We start from the raw sequence: 2,275 nt of genomic DNA, 5'->3' as shown, positions 1-2,275 counted from the left end.
CGCGACCTGTCGCGTCCGCTGCCACCGGGGCTGAGCTGGGGACGCGACCTGTCGCGTCCGCTGCCACCGGGGCTGAGCTGGGGTGCGCTCGCCGCGTTCGCGACGGCGCTCACCCTCGGACTGCTCCTCGACGTCGTCCCCTGGTGGCTCGCCGCCTGGTTCGCTGCGGCGAGCCTCGTCGCGTTCGCCGCCTACGGCATCGACAAGGCGGCGGCGCGCCGCGGCGGATCCAGGATGCCCGAGCAGACCCTGCACCTGATCGACGTCGCGGGCGGATGGCCCGGTGCGCTCGTCGCCCAGCAGCTCTTCCGGCACAAGACGCGCAAGCGCACCTTCCGGCGTGCGTTCTGGCTCACGGTCGTCCTGAACCTTGCCTTCGCCGCCGGCCTGGTCGCGCTGCTCGCCTCGCCCGACCTCGTCTCCGGCGGCGTCACGGATCGCCTGGGCGGCTGAGGGTCTCAGGTCCCAACGGCGTCCGTTCGCCCCGTGGTACCGTCCGCGCGGAATCGGCCGCCGGTCGGGCCCGGCACGAGGTCGGGCGAACCGGCGCCGGCAAGGGGGAGGAACATGCAACGCCATGCCCGGGTCAGCACCAGGCTGACCAGAATCGCCGCGCTCGCCGCCTCGGCCGCCGTCGCGGTGGTCCTGTCCGCCGTCGCACCTGCGGCCGCCGCACCGCCGTCGGGCAACAACGGAGGCAAGGACATCGCCTCGACGACGGAGAACTACGTCACCACCTTCTATCCGATCTGGTTCACGCACTTCCAGACCACCGCGCTCCCGGTTCCGGTGAACCACTTCATCGGGCCGAACGAGATCTCGCCGGTGTACCAGGCGGTCGTCGCGATCAACGACGACACCCTGTACGCGAGCACGCCGCTCGACGTCAGCGGGGGCCCGGTCGGCGTCGTCGTGCCGGCCACGCCGGTCGCCTACTCGGTCCTGCTCGTCGACCCCTACGGCAACGTCTACCCGTCGGGCATCCCGTCGCGGAAGGCGGGCGAGGGCACCCAGACCATCGAGTACGCCCTCATCGGACCCGACGCCTCGGACGACCTGCTGGGCGCCGAGGTCGTCCGGCTGCCGCTCGACCACATGATCATGATCTTCCGCGTGGACAAGCACATCGGCACGGAGGACGTGACGACCGAGGCGGAGGAGTTCCGGAAGGGCATCCTCGCGAACGGCGTCCCGACGGCCGTCAAGCCCGTCGAGGAGTTCGGGGTCCCGGTGAAGACGATCGCCGACGACCTCGTCCGCCTCGCTCCGATCGAGTTCCTGCGCCAGACGCAGGTCGCGGTGGCCGACGACGGCTGGACCCCGCCGCTGAACCGGCAGGAGCAGAAGCTCTCCGACGACTTCGACGCGCTCTTCGGCGACGGTTCGAGCCTCACGGATGCCGAACGCGCGCAGTTCGCGGAGGGCGCCCGGTCGGCGCACGACGCCCTCATCGCCAACTACCTGGACCATCGGGGGGCGACGAACTGGACCCACTTCACCAACATCGGCGCGTGGAAGAAGAACGTCCTCGACCGGGCGTCGATCACCGAGTTCTGCCAGTACTGCAACACGATCGAGACGGCCGCGTACTACCACGCGTTCTACGACGGCAACGGCGCGCCGCTCGACGGCTCGCACCCGGGCGGCTACGTGCTGACCTTCCCGGCCGACGCGATCCCCGACGCGGAGCGCTTCTGGTCGGTGACCGCCTACACGCCGAACGCGATCCAGCCGATCCCGAACGCCCTCGACAAGTACCTCGTCGCGAGCTACACGGAGGGCCTGGAGACGAACCCCGACGGTTCGATCTCCATCTACCTGGCGGTGACGCAGCCCGACGGCGTGCCCCAGGCGAACTGGCTCCCGGTGCGCGACGGCGCGTTCAACGTGATGCTGCGCGTCTACGGCGTCGTGCCGAAGAGCGACATCGCGAAGGACAAGTACCTCCCGCCGGCGATCCAGCTGCGCTGACGCGACGGCCCACGGCACCCGCCCGCCACGCCGGTGGGCGGGTGCCCGCGCGCGCTGAGGCCACGTCGCGCATGGCCCGGATCGGCCATGCGCGGATGGCCCGGACTCGCGATGTGCGCCGGGCCGGATCGGAGTGGACTCGAAGGGTCGATCAGCCCCGTCCGGGGCCGGAGAACCAGGAGTCATCATGTCCACCGCCGTCGCACCCGCATCCGTCGCACCCGCGCCCGCCGCGCCGGCCCGCGTCGCGGTCCCGTCGATCGTCCCGCCGGCGCCGTCGCCGTCGCCGTCGCCGTCGCCGACG

Annotated in this window: 2 protein-coding genes; both read left to right on the top strand. The window is 71.5% G+C overall.

Annotated features, from left to right (window positions below; translation table 11 throughout):
* The coding region (locus ESO86_RS15695; protein ID WP_340638869.1) for a DUF1294 domain-containing protein at positions 1–453 on the top strand (453 nt) is incomplete at its 5' end.
* Between the two features lie 114 nt (positions 454–567).
* On the top strand, positions 568–1,971 hold the full coding sequence (locus tag ESO86_RS15690; RefSeq protein WP_129235800.1) for a DUF1214 domain-containing protein: 1,404 nt from the start codon (positions 568–570) through the stop codon (positions 1,969–1,971).
* The last annotated feature ends 304 nt before the right edge of the window (positions 1,972–2,275 follow it).

This window comes from Agromyces binzhouensis (assembly GCF_004135055.1).
Classification (GTDB): Bacteria; Actinomycetota; Actinomycetes; order Actinomycetales; family Microbacteriaceae; genus Agromyces; species Agromyces binzhouensis.
This window is presented reverse-complemented; position numbering and strand designations above follow the sequence as displayed.

Bases quoted from the DNA above. Each gene is read 5' to 3' on its own strand.
- ESO86_RS15690 (WP_129235800.1), top strand. From the start codon at position 568: ATGCAACGCCATGCCCGGGTCAGCACCAGGCTGACCAGAATCGCCGCG.